Source organism: Roseomonas sp. OT10 (assembly GCF_020991085.1).
Classification (GTDB): Bacteria; Pseudomonadota; Alphaproteobacteria; order Acetobacterales; family Acetobacteraceae; genus Roseomonas; species Roseomonas cutis.
Genome location: NZ_CP087719.1, coordinates 2,396,756 through 2,419,569 on the forward strand (window position 1 = coordinate 2,396,756; position 22,814 = coordinate 2,419,569).

Sequence of the window (22,814 nt, forward strand, 5' to 3'; positions counted from 1 at the left end):
AGCATGCACCTCCCCCGCGCCATGACCGGCTGGGTCCCGGAACACCACCGCCTCGTGTTCGGGCAGGTGGTCCGGTTCGGCGTGGTCGGGACGCTCGGCTTCCTTGTGGATTCGGCCGTGCTGCTGGCGGCGATGGCGCTCGGCGCCGGGCCCTATGGGGGGCGCGTCGTCTCCTATCTGGCCGCTGCGACGACGACCTGGGCCGCCAACCGCGCCTGGACCTTCCGTGGCGCCGGGGGTGGGGCGGCCCACCAGCAATGGGTCCGGTTCCTGCTGGTGAACCTCGTCGGCTTCGCCCTGAACTATGGGGCCTATGCCCTGCTGGTGGCCTTCGTCCCCGTGGTGGCGACCTATCCGTTGCTGGGCGTGGCCGCGGGTGCCCTGGTCGGCATGACCGGGAACTTCCTGCTCTCCCGCCGCTACGTCTTCGCCGTGGCCTGACAGGCCGGGGTTAGCGCCTCTCCCACCGGGGGAGCCCGGCTTGCCGGAGGATGGCGGTGCGAAGCAGTCGGGCTATGATCGCGCCCCGGCACAACCGCCTTAGACCCTGCTCCCAACCCTATGACCAACCAGGGGTTGATCTTAACCAGTTCGACCGCACCATCTACGTGCCAGACAGCCCGAAGGGAGGCGTGATGCCGGGGAGATGGCGAAAATTTATCGCAATCCACGTGTCTGCCGCTCAGGAAAGATACGGAATCTTTTCTGACGTGGTGTAGAAGGGACCCGGATCGGCTCTCTCCTCCGGGGGAGCCTGACGGCCCCGTGGCATCGTACTGAAACGGATCGCTGGCATACCGTCCGGACCGGACAGGAGACACGTGATGAGTTTGGCCCTCACCCCGCCCGGATCGGTGTCGTCGGACACGGTACTGTCCCGCGCGCTGGCGGCGTGCCGTGCCCAGTTCGTGGCCGTTGGCGTGTTCAGCGGCGTGGTGAACCTGCTCCAGCTCACCGTGTCCCTCTACATGATGCAGGTCTTCGACCGGGTCCTGGCCACCCGCAGCATGGACACGCTGTTCTGGCTGACCTTGATCGCCGGGGCCGCCCTGCTGCTCCTGGCGCTGCTGGAAGGCATGCGCAGCACGGTGATGCAGCGCGCCGCCGCCTGGATCGAGAACCGGGTCGCCCCGGAGGCCTTCATGCGCGCGCTGGAGGCGCAGCTCCGCAACCGTCCCTACCGGATGGAGGCGCTGCGGGACCTGACCATGGCCCGCAACTGGCTCGGCAGCCCGGGCGCCCTGTCGCTCTACGATGTCCCGTGGGTGCCGATCTATCTCGGCGTGATCTTCCTGCTGCATCCGGTCCTGGGCTTCATCGCCCTGGGCGGCGCGGTGGTGCTGTTCTGCCTGACCCTGGTGAGCGAGGCCACCACCTCGCCCCTGCTGAAGAAGGCCAACAACTCCCTGCTCACCACGCACCGCCGGGCCGAGGTGATCGCCCGCAATGCGGAGGTGATCGACAGCATGGGCATGGGGCCGGCCGTGCTGCGGCGCTGGCGCGAGGGCATGGCGGAAGCCGCGCCGCTCCAGGACCGCGCCACCGACCGCTCCAACCTCGTCTCCGCCGTGACGAAGTTCACCCGGCTGATCCTCCAGGTCGCAATCCTGGGCGTCGGCGCCTGGCTGACCGTGCGCCAGGACCTCACCGCGGGCGCCTCCATCGCCGGCTCCATCATCATGGGCCGCGCCCTGGCCCCGGTGGAGCAGGTGATCGGCGGCTGGAAGTCCCTGGTCCAGGTGCGGCAGGCCCTGCTGCGCCTGAAGAACTTCCTCGGCACCCCGCGCATCCGCCCGCCGGGCATGCCCCTGCCCGAGCCCCAGGGCGCGCTGTCCATCGAGCGCCTGACCTATGCGCCCCCGGGCCAGTCCGCGGCCATCATCAAGGGCCTGAGCTTCGGCATCGGGAAGGGCGACAGCGTCGCCATCATCGGCCCCTCTGGCTCCGGCAAGACCACCCTGGTCCGGCTGCTGATCGGCACCCTGGCCCCCAGCGCCGGCGCCGTGCGGCTGGACGGGGCGGACGTCTCCACCTGGCTGCGCGAGGATCTGGGCCGCCACGTCGGCTACCTGCCGCAGGATGTCGAGCTCTTCGAGGGCAGCGTCTTCCGCAACATCGCCCGCATGGGCGAGGCCATGCCGGAGGACGTGTTCGAGGCGGCGCGCCTCGCCGGCTGCCACGAGATGATCCTGCGCCTGCAGCACGGCTACGACACGGAGGTGGGCGAGAGCGGGCAGCAGCTGTCCGGCGGCCAGCGCCAGCTGGTCGGCCTGGCGCGGGCCCTGTTCGGCGCCCCCAAGCTCGTCGTGCTCGACGAGCCGGACAGCAGCCTGGACGGCGATGCGGAGGCCCGGCTGCTCTCCGCCCTGCGGGAGCTGAAGGCCCAGGGCACCACGGTGATCCTGGTCAGCCATCGCCCGGTGCTGGTGCAGGTGGTGGACAAGGTGATGGTGCTGCGCGACGGGTCGATCGAGGCCTTCGGCCCGCGGCAGGAGGTGCTGAGCCGGGTGATGGGCCCGCGCCCGGCCCCGGTGCCGGTCGCCGCGCCGCGCCCGCAGCAGGATGGGCCGGGCACCGCCCGGCCGGGAGTGGCCGCATGAGCTCGACGATCGCCCTGCCTCCCAAGGGAGGCGCCCTGCGCCCCGCCGGGGTTGATCAGGGGCCGCTGCCCGAGCTGGTGCTGGACCTGCCGCGCCCGCGCACCCGCTGGCCCGTCCTCGCCGGGCTGCTGAGCATCGGCCTGTTCTTCGGGGGCTTCGCCGCCTGGTCCTTCCTGGCCCCGCTGAGCGAGTCCGCGGTGGCACCCGGCGTCATCAAGGCCGAGGGCAGCCGGCGGGCCGTCCAGCACCTGGAGGGCGGCATCGTCCGCGAGATCCTGGCGCGCGACGGCGACACGGTGAAGGCCGGGCAGGTGCTGATGCGGCTGGACGACATCCAGGCCGGCAGCACGCTGGAGAGCCTGCGCGGCGCCCGCTGGTCCCTGCTGGCGCAGGATGCCCGGCTGGCCGCCGAGCTGGCCGGCAAGCCGGACATCGCCTTCCCCGCCGACATCATGGCCACCGACGATGCGCGGGCGCAGGAGGCGATGACCGGCCAGCGCATCCTGTTCACGACGCGCAACGCGAACCTGACGAGCCAGCTTCAGGTGCTGGAAGCCCGGCTGGTGCAGCACGAGGCCACCATCGCCTCCGCCCGCGCCCAGATCACGAGCCAGCAGCGGCAGATCGTCCTGCTCCGGCGGGAGGAGAACGACGTCCAGGGCCTGCTCCGCCAGGGGCTGGAGCGCATGCCCCGGCTGCTGGCGCTGCAGCGCCAGATCGCGTCCAACGAGGGCGCCCTGCAGGACCTCATGGGCCAGGTCGAGCGCGCCCAGGGGCAGATCGCGGAGACCCAGCACGAGCTCCAGCGGGTGCGCGACCAGCGGCTGCAGGAGGTGTCGACCGAGGCGCGGGAGGTCCGCTCCAAGCTGCTGGACGCGGATGAGCGGCTCCGGGCCGCCACCGACGTCGCGACACGGCGCGAGATCGTCGCCCCCGAGGACGGCACGGTGCTGAGCAGCAAGTTCTTCAACCCCGGCGCGGTGGTGCGCCCCGGCGACATGGTGCTGGAGCTGGTGCCCTCGCACGACCGGCTGATCGCCGAGGTGAAGGTCTCGCCCGGCGACATCGACGTCGTCCATACCGGGCTGCAGGCGGAGGTGCGCCTCCCGGCCTTCAAGCAGCGGCTGGTTCCCTATCTCCATGGCCACGTCACCTTCGTCGGCGGCGATGTGAACGCGGACCAGCAGCGGGGGATCGAGTTCTACCGGGCCCAGATCCTGATCGACCAGGAACAGCTCGCGGCCCTGGAAGGCGTGCAGCTCCGCGCCGGCATGCCGGTCGAGGCGCACATCCAGATCGGCGAACGCTCCTTCTTCCGCTACATGATGCAGCCGGTCATCGACAGCTTCCACAGGGCCTTCCATGAGCAATGATCCTACCGTGCCGGCCGGGCTGCCCGTCCTCTTCGCTGACGGGATCATCGAGGCCCATGTCCGCAACGGCGTGGCCCGCGTCACCCTCGGCCAGGCGGGTGGCGATGGCCGCGGGGTGGCCACCGGCCAGCTGATCGTGCCGATCACCCAGCTTCCGACGATCCTGAACAGCCTCGCGCGGCTGGCGCAGGAGCTGGAGGCCCGGGCACGCCAGGGCGCCGCCGCCAACACGACTCCTCCCCCTGCCGGCGGCCCGGCCGCCCCCGCGGCGCCGGACGTGCCGCCGGGCTCGGCCTTCCGCTTCTCCTGAAGGTCCGGCCAGCGGGGCATCCCAGGCGCGGGCGAGGGTTCACCCCCCCCCCCACCCGCGCCCGGCGTCCGCAGCCCGGTTCAGGCATAGGTCGCCGGCGCCCGGCCGGCCGCCAGGGCGTCCACCATCGCCAACTGCCGAGGCAGGCAGACCCGCTGCAGATCGTAGCGTTCGAGGATGGTGCGGCGGGCGGCCTGCCGCAGCGGCGCATAGCGGCCAGGGTCGGACAGCACCTCCACGAGCCGCTCCGCAAGCGCCGCGCTGTCGAAGAAGTCGGTCAGCAGGCCGTTGCGCCCGTCCTGGATCACCTCCTGCACCGGCGGCGTCGCGGAGCCCAGCAGCAAGGCGCCACAGGACATCGCCTCCAGCGTCGACCAGGACAGCACGAAGGGCACCGTCAGGTAGACATGGGCCGCCGCGACCCGGAACAGGTCCAGCAGCGTCGGATAGGGCAGCAGCCCGGTGAAATGCATCCGGGCGGGGTCCAGCCCCTGGACCTCCTGCAGCATCTGGTCCTTCCAGGTGCCGCCGCCCCGGGGGGACCGGCCGTACCGGACCTCCTCCCCCCCCACGAGCACGACATGCGCGTTGGGCCGGCGGCGCATCAGCTCCGGCAGCGCCCTCAGGAAGGTGGGGAAGCCACGATACGGCTCCAGCCCGCGCGCGACATAGCTCACCACCTCATCCCCGGCATGGAAGGTCGTCCCATCCGGCAGCGTCACCGTGGCCGCCGCGACGGGGGCGCAGCGCTGCGTGTCCACGCCTTCATGCACCAGGCTGATGCGCTGGCGGAACCAGGGCGGGAAGCGGTCGCGCTGCCACCGCGTCGGCGCCACGCCCCAGTCCGCGGCCTGCATGGCGGACACCAGCGGCGCATTCATGGCCCGGACGCGCATGGCGTCCTGGACGGTGATGGTCTCGCCGGGCCCGAAGCCGACATCCGCGCCGCTGACGCTGTAGAAGAACTCGCTGTAGAGCAGCATCCGCGCGTCCGGGAACACGTCCTTCAGGAACAGCGCGTCGCCCCAGCCCAGGTGGCAGGCGACGACATCCGGCCGGAACCCCTCGCGACGGAGGGCGAGCGCATGCTCCCCCGCCTTCTCCGCCCGGCGGAAGGCGGCGCCCATGAACCGGGCATAGCGGTACTCCTCCGCGACCGGCGGCGGCACGTCGTAGACCCGGAGGTCGATGCCGGGCGCCACATCCACCTGCCGCGCCGAGATGGCCGCCACCCGGGTGCCCGGCCGTGCCGCCAGGGCCGGCGCGAGGTGGGCGTACTGCCCGGGAAAGTTCGGGTGGACGAGCAGGATCTGCATGCGGGGACGACTCTTCTCCGTATCACCGGATCATGAACCCCACCCGGCGCGGCGCCCAGGCCGGCGGGCCCGCCGGCCGGTGGTGTCCCGATGCTGCCTGCCGCAGACTGCGATCCATGCGTCTGCCTGCCGCCCTCCTGCTCCTCCTCGCGCCGGGACTTGCGGCCGCGCAGGCCCCTGCCCCGCGCGCCACCCCGGCCCCGGGGCCCACGCGGTCCATCGGTGCCCATGGCAATGGCTGCATCGCCGGGGCGGTCCAGCTTCCGGCGGAGGGCCCCGGCTGGCAGGCGGTGCGGCTGTCGCGCAACCGGCGCTGGGGGCATCCGGCGATGGTCCGCTGGGTGGAGCAGTTCGCGGGCCGGGCCCGCGAGGCAGGCTTCCCGGACCTGTGGATCGGCGATCTGTCGCAGCCTCGCGGGGGGCGGATGACCTCCGGCCATGCCAGCCACCAGACGGGGCTGGACGCCGATATCTGGCTGGACCTCCGGCCGAAGCCCCTCTCCGCCGCGCCGGCGCGCGAGGCGATCGACGTTCCCAGCCTCGTGCTTCCAGGGCAGGGCCCGGCCGGCGGCGGGCTGGACCCCGCGCGTTGGTCGGAGCGCCATGCGGCGTTGATCGCGCTGGCCGCACGGCAGCCCGGCGTGGACCGGATCTTCGTGAACCCCTCGATCAAGCAGGGGCTTTGCGCCGCCCACCGGGGCGAGGCCTGGCTGCGCCTGGTCCGTCCCTGGTACGGGCATGACAGCCACATGCACGCCCGCCTGCGCTGCCCCGCGGGCGAGTCGGAGTGCCAGGGACAGGCGCCGGTGCCAGCCGGCGATGGCTGCGACGCCTCGCTGGATTGGTGGTTCAGCGAGGAGGCGAAGCATCCGCCGCCCCGGACCGGCCCCCCGCCGCGCCCTCCCGCGCCGCCCGCCGCCTGCCAGGTGATCTTCCGGGCACCGTGAGGGACGGACACCGGTTGCCCTGCTCCGGGATGGCATCGGGCGAGCGGCGTGTTGCAGGTCCCGCTCCGCGATGGCCCGGTCGCAGGACGCCGGCCGGGTGGGAACCGGCCAGGCCCCGCATCCGCCCCTACCCCGGGACCGGACGCCGGTCCTCGACCACCTTTCCATCATTGGGCAGGCTGCCCGGGGCCACCAGTTCCACCGACCCGCGCAGGCGGGTTGCGCGGCGCAAGGCCTCCTCCAACCGCGCGGCAAGCGCCGCATCGGGCAGCGCCTCAGCCTGTAGCGTCATGGCGTCGCGCTCCCCGTCCAGCGTCACCACCAGCCTCGCGCGGCGCAGGCCGGGAACCTCGCGCAGCACCTCGGCCACCTGTTCCGGGCGGACGAACATGCCGCGCACCTTGGCCGCCTGGTCCGCCCGCCCCATCCAGCCGCGCAGGCGCAGGTTCGTGCGGCCGCAGGGCGAGGCGCCGGGCAGCACCGCGGACAGGTCCCCCGTCGCGAAGCGCACCAGCGGATAGGCGGGGTTGAGGACGGTCACCACCACCTCCCCCACCTCGCCTTCCGGCAGGGGATCGCCGGTGCCGGGGCGGACGATCTCCACCACGACATCCTCGTCCACCACCAGCCCCTCGCCGCCTTCCGTCTCGTAGGCGATCAGCCCGCATTCGGCGGTGGCATAGGATTGCCGCACGGTCAGGCCGCGCGCGGCGTACCATGCGCGCAGCGCCGGCAGGTAGGCGCCTCCGGAGACATGGCCGACGCGGATGGAGGAGAGATCCAGCCCCAGCGAATCCCCCGCCTCCAGGATGGTGCGCAGGAAGTCGGGCGTGCCGGCATAGCCGCGCGGCCGGAGGTGCGCGATGGCGCGGGCCTGGGCCTCCGTGTTGCCCGTGCCGGCGGGGACCACCGGGCAGCCCAGCGCGCGCGCCCCGCCCTCCAGCATGAAGCCCGCCGGGGTGAAGTGGTAGGCGAAGCAGTTGTGCAGGATGTCGCCGCGCCGCAGCCCGCTGGCGTGCAGGGCGCGGGCCATGCGGAAGGGGTCCGCCCCCTCCCCCTGCGGCTCGAAGATCGGACCGGGCGAGACGAAGATTCGGGCCAGCGCCCCCACCGGCACGCCGTTCAGCCCGGCGAAGGGCGGATCGGCGGCCTGGGCGGCGATCAGGTCGGACTTCCGGGTCAGCGGCAGGGCGGCCAGGGCGGCGGGGCCGGTGACCGTGGCGGGGTCCAAGCCCGCCAGGACGCGTGCCGCATGCGCCGAGCCGGCCATCGCCCCCGCCAGGAAGCGCGGCAGCCGCTCCGCCAGGTCTGCGGCGCGCTCCTCGGCGCTGCGCGTCTCGCGCGCGTCGTAGTGGTCGCTCACAGCCAACGCTTCCGGCGCTTGTAGCTCTTGAGTCCCTTGAAGGATTTCCGCTCGGCGCCGTGGCCGCCCAGGTAGAACTCCTTCACGTCCTCGTTCTGCGCCAGCGATTCCGCCGTCCCGTCCAGCACCACCTTGCCCTGCTCCATGACATAGCCGTGGCTGGCGACGGAGAGCGCCATGCGCGCGTTCTGCTCCACCAGCAGGATGGTCACCCCAAGCTCCTGGTTGATGCGCCGGATGATGCCGAAGACCTCCTGCACCAGCAGCGGCGAGAGGCCCATCGACGGCTCGTCCATCAGGATCAGACGCGGCCGCGCCATCAGCGCGCGGCCGATCGCCAGCATCTGCTGCTCGCCGCCCGAGAGGTAGCCGGCGAGGCCGGTGCGCTCCTTCAGCCGGGGGAAGAAGCCGTAGACCTTCTCGATGTCGTCCTTCACCTCCCGGTCGGTGCGGGTGAAGGCGCCGAGGCGGAGGTTCTCCAGGCAGGTCATGTCGCCGACGATGCGGCGGCCCTCCATCACCTGGAAGATGCCTTTGCGGACGATCCGGTGCGGCTCGATGCCGTCGATGCGCTCGCCGTCGAAGCGCACCTCGCCGCGCGTGACCTGGCCTTCCTCGGAGCGCAGCAGCCCGCTGATCGCCTTCAGCGTGGTGGACTTCCCCGCGCCGTTGGCGCCGAGGAGCGCCACGATCTTCCCCTTCGGCACGGCGAGCGACAGGCCGCGCAGCACGAGGATCACGTCGCTGTAGACGACCTCGATGTTCTCGACCGCCAGCAGCGGGGGGGCGTGGTCCGCCTCCCCGCCCGCCGGCCGCATCGCCGCCGCATCCAGCACGGGGCTACCAGCCCAGCCACTCGCGCTTGCGCTCCAGGTTCACCACGCCCACCGGCTGCAGCGCCATGGTGCCGGCGCGGATCAGCTCCTCCACCGAGCCCTGGCTGGTGTCGCCCTTCACCACGGCGCGGTAGAGGCCGATGCGCATCGTGCCGCGATGGTCCTCGGCGGTGAAGGTGGAGGGCTCGCAGACGCCCTCCATCCCGCGCGGCACCCAGTTCTGCCGCGCGTAGAAGCCGTCGCGGATGCGCGGGCCGGTGAGCTGGCCGCCATCCTGGGCGGCATTCTCCATCGCCTCGGCCATCAGCAGCGCGGCGCAGGTGCCGGCGAGGTAGTGGACGTTGCGGTAGGCATTGCCGGACTGGTCGGACACGCGGCTGATCTCGCGGACCTGCCGCATCCCCGGCGCGTCCTGGCCCCAGACGATGGAGGTGCGCACGGGAAAGACGACGCCGTTGGCGGCGGTGCCGGCGGCCTTCATCGCGTTCTCGTCCATGCCCCAGACATTGCCCAGGAACTGCACCGGCACGCCCGCCGTCTGGCAGGCGCGCAGGACGGAGATGTTGGAGCCCGCCGTGTTGCCCAGATAGGCGTAGTTCACCCCCTGCTGCTTCAGCGTCAGGCACTGCGCCGTGTAGTCGCCGGGCGCGAGGGCGAAGGTGATGGCCGGCAGCACCTCGAAGCCCAGCTCGCGCGCCATGGCCTCGCCCGCCTCCTTGGGCGAGTTCGGATAGGGGTGGTTGCCGCCCATGTGGACGTACTTCGGCTTGCCCGTCTGGCCGCGGTCCTTCCAGTCCTGCGCCGCCCATTGCAGCATGCCGCGCAGCGCGTCGGAGTAGGACGGGCCGTAGAAGAAGTTGTAGCCCGTCGCCTCCGCGTTCGGCCGGCCGGACTTGCCGGCGGCATCCGTCAGCGTCGCGGCGTAGGAGCCGGAGATGAAGGGGATGCGGTCGCGCGTCACGAAGCGCACCAGCGCCTCGGTATCCGCCGTGCCCCAGCCGTAGATGGCGACGACCTTGTCGCGTCCCGTCCAGCCCTGGTACAGGCTGACCGCGCGCGGCGCTTGGTAGCCGTAATCGGTCGCCAGCACGTTGAGCGGACGCCCGCCAATGCCGTTGCGGCTCTGGTTCAGCCAGGCGAGCGCGTCGTTGACGCCCTGGGAATAGGGCGTGCCGACATCGCTGGTGGCACCCGAGAGGTCCATCAGGTGACCGACCGGGATGCGCTGCTGCGCGGCGGCGGGGAAGGTGAAGGCGGTGGCGGCGACGGCCGCGAGGAGCATCTTGCGCATTCTTGTCCGTTCCCTGTGCTTGTCGTTGTTCAGTGCGAGTAGGGGTAGAGCTTCCAGTAGGCCTTGATCTGCCGCCAGCGATGGGCGAGCCCATCCGGTTCGAAGACCAGGAACAGGATGATCGCGGCGCCGATCGTCATCTCGCGCAGGAAGGCGATGTTCGGCCCGATCTTCAGCAGCCGGTCGATGGCGCCGCCGGAGAGCGCGTCCGCCAGGGTCTGCACCACCTCCGGCAGCAGCACCATGAAGGCGGCGCCCATCAGGCTTCCCATGATCGAGCCCAGCCCGCCGATGATGACCATGCCGAGGAACTGGATGGAGAAGAGGATGTTGAACGCCTCGACGGAGACGAAGAGCAGGTAGTGCGCGTAGAGCGCCCCCGCGATGCCGGCGTAGAAGGAGGCGATGCCGAAGGACAGCGTGCGGTAGTAGGCGAGGTTGATGCCCATCATCTCGGCGGAGAGGTAGTGGTCGCGCACCGCCACCAGCGCCCGGCCGTCGCGCGTGCGCATCAGGTTGGCGGCGGCGACGAACAGGACGATCACCGCCAGCAGGACGAGGTAGAAGTACCGCTCCTCCCCCTCGATGCGGAAGCCGAACAGCGCCGGCGGCTCGGTGATGCGTCCCGCGACGCCGCCGGTGAACCAGCCGGCGCGGGCGAAGAAGTCCTCCAGGATGAACTGCGCGGCGAGAGTCGCGATGGCGAGGTAGAGCCCCTTCAGCCGCGCCGCCGGCGTGCCGAAGAGCAGCCCCACCAGCGCCGTCATCACCCCCGCAAGCGGGATCGCCAGCAGCACGGGCAGGTGGACCGTGTCGTGCAGCCAGGCGGAGGCGAAGGCGCCGAAGCCGAAGAAGGCGGCGTGGCCGATGCTGATCTGCCCGGTGAAGCCGACCAGGATGTTCAGCCCCAGCGCCGCGATGCCCATGGTCCCGATGCTGATGAGCAGCCCCAGCGCGTAGCGGTCCAGCACCAGCGGCGCGAGGCAGAGCAGCGCGATCCCCAGCCACAGCGAGAGCCGGCTGTTGCGCGTGGGGAAGATGGTGGTATCCGCCCGGTAGCTGCTGCGGAAATCCCCGGTGGGGGCGGCGATGCCGGCCATGCGTCCGCTACACCCGCTCGATGTTCTTGGTGCCGAACAGCCCGTAGGGCTTGATCAGCAGGATGAGGATCAGCGCGTAGAAGGGCGCGACCTGGGTCATGTTGCCCCAGTTCAGCCATTGCGCGTCCAGCCACTGGGCCACGTTCTCCAGCACGCCGACGATCAGCCCGCCCAGCACGGCGCCGAGCACGGAATCCAGCCCGCCCAGGATGACGGCGGGGAAGACCTTGATGCCGTAGAAGGAGAGCGCGGAGGACACGCCGTTCACCACGCCGACCACGACGCCCGCCACGGCTGAGACCATGGCGGAGATCGCCCAGGACATGGCGAAGACCTTGGGCACGGAGATGCCCAGCGACTGCGCCACCTGCTGGTCGAAGGCGGTCGCGCGCATGGCGAGGCCGTGGCGGGAGGCGGTGAAGAACCAGGCGAAGCCGATCATGATGAGCACGGAGACGGCGAGGCTGAGCAGGTAGATCCCCTGCACCTCCAGCCCCAGAACGTTGACGCTGCCGCCGCCCAGGATCGGCGGGAAGGGCTGGGCGAAGACGCCGAACATCCACTTCATCAGCGCCTGGAAGAAGATGGACAGGCCCACCGTCGCCATGATGACGCTGATCACCGGCTCGCCGATCAGCGGCCGCAGGACCACCACCTGCAACACGATGCCGAAGACGGTCATGAAGGCCAGGGTGAAGAGGAAGCCCGCCACGAAGGGAAGCTGCCACGTCGTCAGGAACCACCAGCAGACCCAGGCGCCGACGAGGAGGAACTCGCCCTGGGCGAAGTTCACCACCTGCGACGCCTTGTAGATCAGCACGAAGCTCATCGCGACCACGCCGTAGAGGGCGCCGACGATCAGCCCGTTGAGGATGAGCTGGAAGAGCAGCGTCATGGTCAGGCCGCCTCCCGCGCCCGGGCCGCGGCGCCCAGCCGGGAGACGGCCAGGGTGGTGCGGATGCGCTGCTTCGTGCCGTCCTGGAAGGTGATGGTGGTGTCCACCGGGATCGCCTCCTCCCCTGCGTAGATGGCGTCGATGATGTCGCCGTACTTCGCGTTGATCACGCCGCGCCGCACCTTGCGCGTGCGCGTCAGCTCGTCGTCATCCGCGTCCAGCTCCTTGTAGAGCAGGACGGCGGCGCGCAGCCGCTGCGGCTCCGGCAGGGTGGCGTTGACCTGCTCGATCTCCCGCCGCAGCAGCGCCTGGACCTGGGGCTTGGCGGCGAGGTCGGAATAGGTGGTGAAGGCGATCCGCTCCCGCTCGGCCCATTTCGACACGATGGAGAAGCGGATGCAGACCAGCGCGGCGAGGTGCGGCCGCCCGTCGCCCAGCACCACCGCCTCCGCGACATAGGGGCTGAACTTCAGCTTGTTCTCGATGTACTGGGGCGAGAAGCGGTCGCCGCCGGCGGTGGTGGCGATGTCCTTGATGCGGTCGATCACCACCAGATGGCCCGCCGCGTCGAAGTATCCGGCATCGCCCGTGTGCAGCCAGCCGTCGCGCAGGTCAGGGTTGTCGGCCATGCCGTGGTAGCCCGCGAACATGTGCTCGTGCCGGGTGACGATCTCGCCCACGCCGTTCTGGTCCGGCTCATGGATGACGATCTCCGTGCCCTCGAAGCCGCGGCCGACCGTGTCCAGCTTCACCTCGCCGGGCGCGTGCAGGGTATAGGCGCCCAGCGTCTCCGTCTGGCCGTAGAGCTGGCGCAGCGGCACGCCCATCGCCTGGAAGAAGCGGAAGGTGTCCGGCCCCAGCGCCGCCCCGCCGGTCGCGGCGGAGGTGAGGTTGGAGAAGCCCAGCCGGTCGCGCAGCGCGCGGAACAGCAGCAGGTCCGCGATCCCCGAGCGCCCGCCCTTCTCCAGCGCGGCGAGGCCCAGCCGCATGCCCAGCTCGAACATCCGGCGCTTCAGGGGCGAGGCGTCCATCACCTTCGCCCGCACCTCGGCGGCGAGGGATTCCCAGACGCGCGGGGCGAAGAGCACGAAGCTCGGGCCGATCTCGCGGAAATCGGCCATGGTGGTCTCCGGCTCCTCGACAAAGGAGACGCGCATCCGGGCGACCATCCCGAAGCCGAGCACGTAGATCTGCTCCATGATCCAGGGCAGCGGCAGGACGGAGACGTATTCGTCCTGCGGGCCCTTCGGATCGGCCTTCAGGTAGCGCTCGACATGGCCGATCAGCGCGCGGCCCTGCAGCATCGCCAGCTTCGGCCGCGCCGTGGTGCCGGAGGTGGTGCAGAGGATCGCCACCTCCTCGCCGTCGGTCGCATCGACCAGCCGGTTCCAGGCGTCCGCATCGGCGGCATGCGCGGCCTCGCCCTCGGCGACCAGCGTCTCCAGCGGCAGCAGGCGCGGGTCGTCGTACTTCCGCATTCCGCGCGGATCGGCATAGGCGATCAGCCGCAGCCCGGGCACGCGGTCGGCGATGCCCAGCAGCTTGTCCACCTGCTCCTCGTCCTCGGCCAGCACGGCGACGGCGCCGGCGAAGTCGAGCAGGTAGGCCACCTCCTCCTCCAGCCCGTCGCGGTAGAGGCCGAGCGAGCGTGCCCCCAGTGCATGCGCCGCCACCTCGCCCATCACCCAGTCCGGCCGGTTGTCCCCGATCAGCGCGACGACCTCGCCCCGCCCGATCCCGCGCGCGGCCAGGCCCAGCGCGATGGCGCGCGTGCGGGCCTCGGCCTCCGCCCAGGTCAGGCTGTGCCAGATGCCGAAGCGCTTCTCGCGCATCGCCACCTCCGCGCCGTGGTGGCGGGCGTTGCGCCGGAGCAGGCGCGGCAGCGTCGCCTCGCTCATGCCGCGGCCGTCTCCGGCTCGGGTGCCCCGGCCTCCTCGCCCAGATAGGCGCGGCGGACCTGGGGATGCGCCAGCACCTCCTCCGGCGTGCCCTCGACCAGCTTGCGGCCGAAATCGAGCACCATGACGCGGTGGGACATGTCCATCACCACCCCCATGTCGTGCTCGATCATCAGCACGGTCATGCCCCATTCCTCGTTCAGGTCGAGGATGAAGCGCGCCATGTCCTCCTTCTCCTCCAGGTTCATGCCCGCCATGGGCTCGTCCAGCAGGATCAGCGAGGGGCGCAGGGCGACGGCGCGGGCCAGCTCCACCCGCTTGCGCAGGCCGTAGGAGAGCGTGCCCGCCGGCGCCTTGCGGACGTGCTGGATCTCCAGGAAGTCGATGATCTCCTCGACCGCGCGGCGGTGCTCCAGCTCCTCCCGCTGCGCGCCGCCAAGCCAGTAGGCCATCCCGCGCAGGAAGCCGCTGCGCAGCAGGTGGTGGCGGCCGACCATGATGTTGTCCAGCACGCTCATGTGCCCGAACAGCGCCAGGTTCTGGAAGGTCCGCCCGATCCCCAGCGGCGCGCGCTTCGCGGGGCCGAGGCGCGTCACGTCCCGCCCCTGGAACAGCACCCGCCCCTCGGTGGGGCGGTAGCGGCCGGAGACGCAGTTGACCATCGAGGTCTTGCCCGCGCCGTTCGGCCCGATGATGGAGAAGACCTCGCCCGGCCGGATCGCGAAGGACACGTCGGTCAGCGCGCGCACGCCGCCGAAGCGGAGCGAGACCTTCTCGACCTCCAGCACGGGCACGCGCGCATCGGGGCTGGCTGACACCACCCGGACGGTCTCCCCACGTAATATTCTTGCGGGGAAGCTTAGTCGTCACACGAAGCGGAACAAGCCCCTATCCTCGCAGGCGCAGCGCGAGCACGGGATCGTCGGTCGCCATGGCGTCGATCCCCAGCGCCAGGGCGCGCCCAATCTCCGGCGCGTGGTTGGCGCCCCAGGCGGCCACCCGCAGCCCGGCGCCGCGCAGCGTCGCAAGCAGGGCCGCGTCCAGACTTGGCATGTTGGTCTCGACCATCCGCAGCCCGTGGGCGCGCGCCACGCCGACGATGCCTTCCGCCCCCAGCGCACGCAGCATCGTGCCGTCGAACAGCCAGGCGACATGGTCCAGCCCGCCGGCCGCCTGTGCGGCCGCCGCGGTGGGCGCATGGAAGGCGATGATCCCCGACCGGGCCCGCAGCCCTACCGAATCCAGCACGGCCAGGGTCGCGCCCAGCAGCGTCGGCGGCGGCTCGCCGGAAGGGCCGGACTTCACCTCGACCTGGAGGCGAACCGGCGTCGCCGCCACCAGGGCCGCCAGCTCCGCCAGGGTCGGAATCCGGTCGCCGCGGGCACCGCGCAGGCGGAGGCTGGCCAGCTCCGCGGCCGTCAGGGCGGACACAGGCCCCTTCCCTTCGCTGGTCCGCTCCAGCACGGCATCGTGATGGATGACGGGCACCCCGTCCCGGGACAGGTGGACGTCGCATTCCACCATCTCCAACGGCAGGGCCGCGCTTTCGCGGAAGGCCGTTAGGCTGTTCTCGGGCCAGAGGAATGCGCCGCCCCGGTGGCTGATGATCGGAACCATCCCTGCTATGCCCTCCCCCGATCTTGATGCCGCGAGGCTGGTGCTGCCGTGCGGCATCCTCTATTGTCCATTTGTTTCGAACACGGATAGAATCCATGCCCCTCTGCTTGGTCCTCTTCGATCTGCCGGAAGGCGGTGCCGAGGCGATCGAGGCCGCCGTCTGGGAGCTGTCCGAGAGCCACTGGATGCCCATGGCACACGCCATGTTCGTATCCTGCAGTGTCTCGGCCAGTTACCTCTCCAGCCATCTTAACGCCGCTCTCCGGCGCGCCGGGCTGGAAGGCCCGACCTTGGTCGCCCGCGTCGACAGCCCCGTGGCCAATGCAGCGGTGCCGCCGGAGGCCATCCGCTGGCTGCAAGAGCAGGCCACCCCCGAAGTCGTATCGGAATAGAACCAAAACAGCACCCCGGCCGCGGGGGCGCTCCGCCCCCTGCGGCCGGGGGCTCATGGCAGCGCCGCCAGCCTCTCCTCCAGCAGCGCGAAGAACGCCTCCGCCTCCAGCACCTCGGCCAGCCCCGTCCGCGCGGGCGCGCCGGTGCGGCCCCAGCGGTCCAGATGGGTGCGCCCCCGCCCCGGCCCGGTGCCGCATTCCACCACCGCCGCGACGTCGCGCACCGTCATCAGCCCCGGCACCGCCGCCAGCGCCACGGCGCAGGGGTCGTGCAGCGGATAGCCCCGCCCGCCGAAGCGGCGGGAGGGCGGGATGCGGGAGAGGATCTCCACCGCCGCCGCCAGACAGCGCCCGCCGGAGCGGCCACGCAGGGCCGCCACCCGCTCTGGCGTCACGAAGGCCTGGGCGGTCAGGTCCAGCGTCACCAGCGACACCCGCGCGCCGGAGGCCAGCACCATCGCCAGCGCCTCCGGATCGGAGGCGGCATTGAACTCGGCGCCGGGGGTGATGTTCCCCTCCCCCCAGGCGCCGGTCATCAGCACGATCTCGCGCACCTTCTCCACCAGCGCCGGCTCGCTGCCCAGGGCGAGGCCGAGGTTGGTCGCGGGGCCCAGGCCGATCAGCGTCACCTCCCCCGGCCCAGCGGCGCGCAGCAGGTCGCGGATGGCGTCGCAGGCGAGGCCGGGCGCGGCGGGCGGCCCCTCCGGCAGGGTGACGCCGCCGACCCCATTGCCGCCATGCACCGCCGTCTCGCTGACATACTCGCCCAGCAGCGGCTTGGCCGCACCGGCCACCACGGGCACGGCCTTCCCGGTCAGCCCGACGATGGCGCGCGCATTGGCGAGCGTCAGCCCCAGCCCGACATTCCCCCCCGCCACGGTGACGAGGCGCACCTCCAGCTCCGGCGAGGCGAGCGCCAGCCAGAGGGCGAGGGCGTCGTCCGTGCCGGGGTCGCAGTCGATGACGGTGGGGATGGGCGCGGTCACGACAGCTCCGTCTCGACCAGGCTGCACCAGAAGGCGGCGCCGTGCTTCAGGACGGCATCGTTGAAGTCGTAATGCGGGTTGTGCTGGTAGCCCTCGGGATGCGCGGGCGGGCCCATGCCGAGGAAGACATAGGCGCCGGGCCGGGCGTTCAGCATGAAGGCGAAGTCCTCGCCCGGGGTGATCGGCTCTGGGTCGTCGATGGTGGCGTCCGGCCCCACCGTCGCGGCGGCGGCGCGCAGGGCGACCTGCACCTGCTCGGCGTGGTTGATCGTGGGCGGGGTGCGGTGGTGGTAACGCGCCTCCACCTCCACGCCGAAGGTGGCGGCGATGCTGCGCGCGATGGCGGGGATGCGCTCGGCCAGCATCGCGCGCTCCTCCGGGCGGAAGGCGCGGGCGGTGCCATTCACGAAGACCTTCGAGGGGATCACGTTCGGCGCCTTGGCGTCGCCGGCGGCGATGTGGCCGACGCTGACCACCGCGCTCTGCAGCGGATCGACCTGCCGCGCCACGATGCTGTGCAGGGCGGTGATGAACTGCGCGGCCGCCAGCGGCGCGTCGGTGGCGAGGTGCGGCCGCGCCCCGTGCCCGCCCTTGCCGGTGAAGGTCGCCTCCCAGGTGTCGGAGGAGGCGAGGGCCCGGTCCTTCGGCACGGCGATGGAGCCCAGCTCCTGGTCCAGCATGTTGTGCATGCCGTAGACGGCATCGACCGGGAAGCGGTCGAACAGCCCCTCCTTCACCATCACGTCCGCCCCGCCCAGGGATTCCTCGGCCGGCTGGAAAATGAAGTGGACCGTGCCCGAGAAGCGGTCGGGATTCGCCGCCAGCCACTTCGCCGCGCCCAGCAGCATGGCGGTGTGCCCGTCATGGCCGCAGGCGTGCATCTTGCCGGGCACGGTGCTGGCATAGGGGAGTCCGGTCACCTCGGCCATGGCCAGCGCGTCCATGTCGGCGCGCAACCCGATGGCCCGGTTGCCGCCGCCGCTCCCGCCGCGGCCGCGCAGGGTGCCCACCACCCCGGTGGTGGCCAGCCCCTCCGCCACCTCGATCCCGGCGGCGCGCAGCTCCTCCGCCACCAGCGCCGCCGTGCGCCGCTCCTCGAAGCCCAGCTCCGGATGGGCGTGGATATCGCGGCGCCAGGCGGTCATGGCGGGGACGAGGGCGTCGAGGTCGTCGGGCGAAGGCATGGCGGCTCCGGGGGTCTGGGGTGGGGAGGGCCGGAATTCCGGACAGGGCCGGATCATGCCATCCTCCGCCGCGCCAAGCCACCGCACCCCAGCGATCGGACCCCCCCGCCATGCGCCTGCGCGCCGCCCTGCTTGCCACCGCCGCCCTGCTGCCCCTCGCCCTCCCCGGCGCCCGGCCGGCCGCGGCGCAGGAGAACCTGCGCATCGGGCTGGAGGGCGGGCCGACCAGCCTCGATCCTCATTTCGCCAGCGTCATCACCAACTACGCCTTCGGCCGCCACTACTTCCAGCCGCTGATGGAGCAGGATGCGAGGCAGGTGCTGCGCCCGGCCATCGCCACGGAATGGAAGGCGGTGGACGACACGACCTGGGAGATCGTGCTCCGCCCCGGCATCCGCTTCCACGACGGCACGCCGCTGACGGTGGACGACATCGCCTTCTCGCTGGCGCGGGCCGGCGACGTGCCGAACTCCCCCTCCTCGCTCAACACCTACACGCGCCAGATCCGCGCGGTGGAGGCGATCGACGCCAACCGGCTGCGCATCCGCACCAGCGAGCCCACACCGCTGCTGCCGAACAACCTCTCCATGGTGATGATCGTCTCCAAGAAGCACGCGGAGGGGGCGAGCACCGCCGACTTCAACTCCGGCAAGGCGATCGTCGGCACGGGGCCCTACCGCCACGTCTCCTGGACGCCCGGCGGCATCGCCGTGATGCAGCGCTACGACGGCTTCGCCGGCGAGCGCCCAGCCTTCGACCGGGTGGAGTTCCGCCCCATCCCCAATGCCGGCTCCCGCGTCGCGGCCTTGCAGGCGGGCGACGTGGACCTGATCGAGGTCGTCCCTACCGAGCAGTTCGAGAAGTTCCGCGCCGACAACCGCTTCGCCGTGGCGGAGAGCCCCTCCAACCGGCTCATCTTCCTCCAGCTCGACAGCTACCGCGAGGAATCCCCCTTCGTCCGGGCGAAGGACGGCTCGGCCATCCCCAACCCGCTGCGCGACCGCCGCGTGCGCCTTGCCCTGTCGCGGGCCATCAACCGCGAGGCGCTGGTCAGCCGCGTGATGCAGGGCCAGGCGCTGGCCACCAACGACCTCGCCCCCCCGGGCTATTTCGGCGCCTCGCCGGAGCTGGCGCGGCCGGAGCCCTTCGATCCCGAGGGCGCGAAGAAGCTGCTGGCCGAGGCGGGCTTCCCCAACGGCTTCGCGGTGCAGATCAACGGCCCCAACGACCGCTACCCCAATGACGAGCGCGTCGTGCAGGCGATCGCGCAGTTCTGGACGCGCATCGGCCTCGCCGCCACGGTGGAGACCAAGCCGCGCGGCACCTGGCTGAGCGAGGGCGCGCAGTACCGCTACTCGGTCAACCTCTCCGGCTTCTCGCCCAACCCGGAGATCCTGGGCATGCTGGAGACCCAGGTGCACACCCAGGACCGCGAGAAGGGCTTCGGCGCGCAGAACCGCGGCCGCTTCAGCGACGTGGCGATCGACCTGCTGATCGAGAAGATCCGCGTCACCATGGACAATGCCGAGCGCGAGAAGCTGAGCCAGCAGGCGACCCAGGCGGCGATCCGCGAGCAGACCTCGCTGATCCCGCTCTACTTCCAGGTCAACACCTGGGCGATGCGGCGCGGCTTCACCTACGAGGCGCGGACGGACGAGATGACGCTGGCCACCAGCGCGGGACGGGCGCGGTGAGCGCGCCGCTGGGACTGGAGGTACGCGCCCGCGCCATCCGGGCAGCACGGGGGCTGGAGCCCTTTGACCTGCTGCTGACCGGCGGCACCGTCGCGGACGTGGCGACGGGCGAGCTGCGCGCGGCGGATGTGGGCATCGTGGGCGGGATGATCGCCTCGCTGCATCCGCCGGGAACGCGGAGCGACGCGGCGGAGGTGCACGACGTCGCCGGCTGCGTGCTGGCGCCGGGCTTCGTGGACAACCACTTGCACTTCGAATCCTCCTTCATGGCGCCGGCGGACTACGCCAGCGTGGTCGTGCCGCAGGGCGTCACCACCACCGTCTGGGACCCGCACGAGCTGGCCAACGTGCTGGGGGTGCCGGGGGTGCGCTGGGCCGTGGAGGCCGCGCGCGGCCTGCCGCTGCGGGTGCTGGTGGCCGCGCCCTCCTGCGTGCCCTCCGCCCCGGGGCTGGAGTTGGCCGGCGCGGAGATCGGGCCGGCCGAGATGGCGGAGATGCTGTCCTGGCCGGAGGTCGCGGGGGTGGCCGAGGTGATGGACATGCAAGGCGTGCTGAACGGCCGCCCGGTGATGACGGGCATCGTCGGGGCCGGCATGGCATCGGGCAAGAACGTCAACGGCCACGGGCGCGACCTGGCGGGCGGCGACCTGCAGGGCTACGTCGCGGCGGGCGTGACCAGCGACCACGAGATCACCAGCGGCGAGGACCTTCTGGCCAAGCTGCGCGCCGGGCTGACGGTGGAGCTGCGCGGCAGCCACGACTACGTGCTGCCGGGCGCGGTGGCGGCGATCAACGCCCTGCCGCTCTTCCCTGCCACGCTGGTCGTCTGCACGGACGACATCTTCCCCGACGAGCTGGTGGCGAAGGGGGGGCTGCGCGACACGCTGGCGCGTCTGGTGCGCCACGGGCTCGACCCGATGAAGGCGCTGCGGATGGCGACGCTGAACTCGGCGCTGCGGCTGAAGCGGGACGATATCGGGCTGCTGGCGCCGGGACGCGCGGCGGAGATCGTCGTGCTGTCCGACCTGCCCGGCTTCGTGGTGGAGCGGGTCTATGTCGGCGGCCGGCTGGTGGCGCGGGACGGGGCGCTGCTCGAACCCCTGCCCCGCGACCTGTCCGATGCCCCGCGCGACACGGTGAAGCTGCCCATCCAGCCGGTGGAGGCCTTCCGCCTGCGGGTGAAGGGGATCGACAACGGCAATGCCCGCCTGCCCGTGGTCGGCGGCGCCCGCGTGGTCCATTGGGCCGAAGCCACGGTCGCCGTGCGCGACGGGGTGGCGGAGCTGCCCGCCGGCCATGCGCTGATCGCCATCCTGCACCGGCACGGGCGGCGCGATCCCGGGCCGATGGTCTGCCTGGCCGATGGCTGGGGCGAGCCGGAGGGCGCCATCGCCACCACCATCGCCCACGACAACCACAACCTGCTGGTGATCGGGCGCGACCCGACGGACATGGCGGCGGCGGCGAACGCGCTGATCGCCTGCGGCGGCGGCATGGCCGTGGCCGCGGGCGGCGAGGTCACCGCGCTGATGCCGCTGCCCATCGCCGGGCTGCTGGCCGAGACGCCGCCGGCAGAGACGGCGGCCGCCTTCGCCAGGGTGCGGGCGGCGGCGGATGCGGTGATGCAGTGGCAGCCGCCCTACCGCATCTTCCGCGGCATCACCGGCATCTCGCTGGCCTGCAACCCCGGGCCGCACCCGACCGACCTGGGCATCAGCGACGGCGGCACCGGGGCGCTGGTGGACCCGGCGGTGCCGCTGGCGGCGTGACGTCGCGGGGGCCGCCGCGGCGGCCCCGCCCCGCCCCGCGACGGGCTATTCCGCCGCCTGGGCCTCCCGGGGGGCCTGCGCCTCGTGCTGCCGCAGCAGCGCGAGAAGCTGGCGGCGCATCATCACCCCCGGCTTGTCGGAGGGCATGTTCATCTCGCGCCCCGTCTGGTCCAGCGGCACGTCGAACTCCGTCGCCTCCAGGATGCCGCGGTCCTCCTCCGTCACCTGGCGGTCGAACTCGATGATCTTGGCCGCCGGCGCCTCCTCCTCCGTGTCGGAGCGGTAGACCCACTGGCAGATCTGGCAACTGCCGTCGTCGATCGGGGTCGCGGCGGTGACGATGCTGTGGACGATGCCGTTCGGGTAGGTGATCCGCAGCTTGCGCAGGAAGGGCAGGTACCAGCGCGCACGCATGCTGCGCACCGTGTCGTCGCTGTCCATCTTCAGCAGCTCCTTCTGGAGCGCCGGGTTCTTCACCGGCACCTCGGAGCGGAAGAGGAAGCCGTCCTCGAACTCGTCGATCTCCAGCTTGGCGGGCTCCGGATGGCCCTGGTCGCCGAAGGTCGCGCGATGGACGAAGGCGAAATGCGCGTTGTCGAAGGAGTTCTCCATCACCCGCAGCGAGGCGCAGTTCCAGACGTCGTAAAATTCCTGGATGCGGCGGAAGCCCTCGCCCTCCTCCTCGAACTCGGGGAAGGCGAAGAGCGGCTCCTCCAGCGCCACCCAGGCATAGCCGTAGCGGTTCGCGGTGCGGTAGGACGGCACGGTCATCTTCGTGCGCCCCTGCCGGTCCACCGGACGCTGCGGCACGCGCACCACCGTGCCCTCGGTGTCGAACTCCCAGCCATGGTATCCGCAGGCGAGCACGCCGTTCGCGTAAAAGCCCTTGGACAGCTTGGCGGTGCGGTGGCAGCAGCGGTCGTCGAGCGCGGAGAGCTTGCCCTCCCCGTCCTGCCAGATCACCAGATCCTGGCCGAGCAGGCGGAAGGGCTGCGGCCCGTCAGCCAGCTTCTCGACCGGCATGACGGGGTACCAGAAGCGGCGGAGCAGCGGCGTCTGGGTCTGGAGCATGGGGGGACCTCCATCGGGGGTCGTGCGTCGGGGCCGGGTTCCTGCAACGTCCTTGCAACGGCCGAGCGCGGTCGGGACCACGGGGCGTGCCCCGTGGGGCATCGGGCCACCGATCCTACCCGGCTAGTCTAGCAAGAATCACGCCATGAACAAGAGGGAACGGTAGCGGGGT

20 protein-coding genes are annotated in these 22,814 nt (G+C 71.7%); 8 read left to right on the forward strand and 12 right to left on the reverse strand.

The window, feature by feature from the left end:
• Positions 1–3 precede the first annotated feature (3 nt).
• The 4 genes from LPC08_RS11020 to LPC08_RS11035 all read left to right on the forward strand — a co-directional run bounded on the left by LPC08_RS11020 (position 4) and on the right by LPC08_RS11035 (position 4,283).
• The gene (locus LPC08_RS11020) at positions 4–441 is read left to right on the forward strand and encodes a GtrA family protein (protein WP_230452720.1); all 438 of its coding nucleotides are present in this window, start codon (positions 4–6) and stop codon (positions 439–441) included.
• A 383-nt stretch (positions 442–824) separates the two neighbouring features.
• A complete protein-coding gene (locus LPC08_RS11025) occupies positions 825–2,600 on the forward strand; it encodes a type I secretion system permease/ATPase (RefSeq protein WP_230452721.1) in 1,776 nt (591 codons plus the stop codon).
• Positions 2,597–3,973, forward strand: a complete 1,377-nt coding sequence (locus LPC08_RS11030; RefSeq protein ID WP_230452722.1) for an HlyD family type I secretion periplasmic adaptor subunit — start codon at positions 2,597–2,599, stop codon at positions 3,971–3,973. The genes LPC08_RS11025 and LPC08_RS11030 overlap by 4 nt, the downstream gene beginning before the upstream one ends.
• Positions 3,963–4,283, forward strand: coding sequence for a hypothetical protein (locus LPC08_RS11035; RefSeq protein WP_230452723.1), 321 nt, complete (start codon positions 3,963–3,965; stop codon positions 4,281–4,283). The genes LPC08_RS11030 and LPC08_RS11035 overlap by 11 nt, the downstream gene beginning before the upstream one ends.
• A gap of 80 nt (positions 4,284–4,363) precedes the next feature.
• Here the strand turns inward: LPC08_RS11035 and LPC08_RS11040 are convergent, their stop codons facing one another.
• A complete protein-coding gene (locus tag LPC08_RS11040) occupies positions 4,364–5,599 on the reverse strand; it encodes a glycosyltransferase family 4 protein (protein WP_230452724.1) in 1,236 nt (411 codons plus the stop codon).
• A gap of 116 nt (positions 5,600–5,715) precedes the next feature.
• On the opposite strand from LPC08_RS11040, the gene mepA reads away from it, so the two are divergent.
• Complete coding sequence (mepA, locus tag LPC08_RS11045) at positions 5,716–6,546, forward strand: penicillin-insensitive murein endopeptidase (protein WP_230452725.1); 831 nt, start codon at positions 5,716–5,718, stop codon at positions 6,544–6,546.
• A gap of 127 nt (positions 6,547–6,673) precedes the next feature.
• On the opposite strand, the gene LPC08_RS11050 is transcribed toward mepA, so the two are convergent.
• The 8 genes from LPC08_RS11050 to LPC08_RS11085 form a co-directional block, all read right to left on the reverse strand.
• Positions 6,674–7,909: a phenylacetate--CoA ligase family protein gene (locus LPC08_RS11050; RefSeq protein ID WP_230452726.1), complete on the reverse strand. Its 1,236-nt coding sequence runs from the start codon at positions 7,907–7,909 to the stop codon at positions 6,674–6,676.
• A complete protein-coding gene (locus LPC08_RS11055) occupies positions 7,906–8,727 on the reverse strand; it encodes an ABC transporter ATP-binding protein (protein ID WP_230453054.1) in 822 nt (273 codons plus the stop codon). The genes LPC08_RS11050 and LPC08_RS11055 overlap by 4 nt, the downstream gene beginning before the upstream one ends.
• Before the next feature lie 22 nt (positions 8,728–8,749).
• A complete protein-coding gene (locus LPC08_RS11060) occupies positions 8,750–10,036 on the reverse strand; it encodes an ABC transporter substrate-binding protein (protein WP_230452727.1) in 1,287 nt (428 codons plus the stop codon).
• Between the two features lie 29 nt (positions 10,037–10,065).
• The gene (locus LPC08_RS11065) at positions 10,066–11,136 is read right to left on the reverse strand and encodes a branched-chain amino acid ABC transporter permease (protein WP_230452728.1); all 1,071 of its coding nucleotides are present in this window, start codon (positions 11,134–11,136) and stop codon (positions 10,066–10,068) included.
• A gap of 7 nt (positions 11,137–11,143) precedes the next feature.
• A complete protein-coding gene (locus LPC08_RS11070) occupies positions 11,144–12,031 on the reverse strand; it encodes a branched-chain amino acid ABC transporter permease (protein ID WP_370643331.1) in 888 nt (295 codons plus the stop codon).
• 2 nt (positions 12,032–12,033) lie between these two features.
• Positions 12,034–13,929, reverse strand: a complete 1,896-nt coding sequence (locus LPC08_RS11075) for an AMP-binding protein (protein WP_230452729.1) — start codon at positions 13,927–13,929, stop codon at positions 12,034–12,036.
• Positions 13,926–14,747, reverse strand: coding sequence for an ABC transporter ATP-binding protein (locus tag LPC08_RS11080; protein ID WP_230452730.1), 822 nt, complete (start codon positions 14,745–14,747; stop codon positions 13,926–13,928). The genes LPC08_RS11075 and LPC08_RS11080 overlap by 4 nt, the downstream gene beginning before the upstream one ends.
• Before the next feature lie 70 nt (positions 14,748–14,817).
• Positions 14,818–15,546: a glycerophosphodiester phosphodiesterase gene (locus LPC08_RS11085; protein WP_230452731.1), complete on the reverse strand. Its 729-nt coding sequence runs from the start codon at positions 15,544–15,546 to the stop codon at positions 14,818–14,820.
• A gap of 107 nt (positions 15,547–15,653) precedes the next feature.
• Here LPC08_RS11085 and LPC08_RS11090 point away from each other — a divergent pair, with 107 nt between their 5' ends.
• Positions 15,654–15,938 (forward strand): hypothetical protein, encoded by a 285-nt coding sequence (locus tag LPC08_RS11090; RefSeq protein WP_230452732.1) that lies wholly within the window; start codon positions 15,654–15,656, stop codon positions 15,936–15,938.
• A gap of 53 nt (positions 15,939–15,991) precedes the next feature.
• Here LPC08_RS11090 and LPC08_RS11095 read toward each other — a convergent pair whose 3' ends face one another.
• Entirely contained in the window at positions 15,992–16,924 is a 933-nt protein-coding gene (locus LPC08_RS11095) for a nucleoside hydrolase (protein WP_230452733.1), read from the reverse strand.
• Complete coding sequence (locus tag LPC08_RS11100; protein ID WP_230452734.1) at positions 16,921–18,108, reverse strand: M20 aminoacylase family protein; 1,188 nt, start codon at positions 18,106–18,108, stop codon at positions 16,921–16,923. The genes LPC08_RS11095 and LPC08_RS11100 overlap by 4 nt, the downstream gene beginning before the upstream one ends.
• Before the next feature lie 110 nt (positions 18,109–18,218).
• On the opposite strand from LPC08_RS11100, the gene LPC08_RS11105 reads away from it, so the two are divergent.
• Both LPC08_RS11105 and LPC08_RS11110 read left to right on the forward strand, forming a co-directional pair.
• Positions 18,219–19,802: an ABC transporter substrate-binding protein gene (locus tag LPC08_RS11105; RefSeq protein ID WP_230452735.1), complete on the forward strand. Its 1,584-nt coding sequence runs from the start codon at positions 18,219–18,221 to the stop codon at positions 19,800–19,802.
• Positions 19,799–21,571, forward strand: a complete 1,773-nt coding sequence (locus tag LPC08_RS11110; protein WP_230452736.1) for an adenine deaminase — start codon at positions 19,799–19,801, stop codon at positions 21,569–21,571. Before LPC08_RS11105 ends, LPC08_RS11110 begins: the two co-directional genes overlap by 4 nt.
• 45 nt (positions 21,572–21,616) lie before the next feature.
• Here the strand turns inward: LPC08_RS11110 and LPC08_RS11115 are convergent, their stop codons facing one another.
• Entirely contained in the window at positions 21,617–22,642 is a 1,026-nt protein-coding gene (locus tag LPC08_RS11115) for a Rieske 2Fe-2S domain-containing protein (protein ID WP_230452737.1), read from the reverse strand.
• Positions 22,643–22,814: the final 172 nt, after the last annotated feature.